We start from the raw sequence: 761 nt of genomic DNA, 5'->3' as shown, positions 1-761 counted from the left end.
TCAGTAATTTTGATAACAGAACCAGCGCCAACTGTTCTACCGCCTTCACGGATAGAGAATCTTAAACCCTCTTCTACCGCGATTGGTGCGATTAACTCGATTGACATTTCAATGTTATCGCCAGGCATACACATTTCTACGCCCGGTGCAAATTCGATTGAACCTGTTACGTCTGTTGTTCTGAAGAAGAATTGTGGTCTATAACCTTTGAAGAACGGTGTATGTCTTCCGCCCTCTTCTTTAGTAAGAACGTATACTTGTGCTTCGAATTTTGTATGTGGTTTAATTGTTCCTGGTTTTGCAAGAACTTGTCCTCTTTCGATTTCTGTTCTTTGGATACCACGAAGTAATAAACCTACGTTATCGCCTGCTTGACCTTCATCAAGAAGTTTTTTGAACATCTCTACGCCTGTTACTACTACTTTTCTTGGCGCTTCTGCAAGTCCTACGATTTCTACTTCTTCTTGAACTTTTACGATTCCTCTTTCAATTCTACCTGTTGCAACTGTTCCACGACCTGTGATCGAGAATACGTCTTCTACTGGCATTAAGAAAGGCTTATCTGTTGCTCTTTCAGGTTGTGGGATATACTCATCGATGATTTCAAACATATCTACGATTTTTTGTGCCCACTCTGGTTCGCCTTCAAGCGCTTTAAGTGCTGATCCTCTGATGATTGGTGTATCATCGCCTGGGAAATCATATTGAGAAAGAAGATCTCTTACTTCCATTTCAACAAGTTCTAATAACTCGTCATCATC

At 40.7% G+C, this 761-nt stretch carries 1 protein-coding gene; it reads right to left on the bottom strand.

Going from position 1 to position 761, the window contains the following annotated elements; all coding sequences use genetic code 11:
- The coding region (locus QE109_RS17540) for an EF-Tu C-terminal domain-related protein (protein ID WP_281095846.1) at nt 1-761 on the bottom strand (761 nt) is incomplete at both ends.

The sequence above is a fragment of the Fusibacter bizertensis genome, assembly GCF_029914245.1.
Lineage (GTDB): Bacteria > Bacillota > Clostridia > Peptostreptococcales > Acidaminobacteraceae > Fusibacter_C > Fusibacter_C bizertensis.
This window is presented reverse-complemented; position numbering and strand designations above follow the sequence as displayed.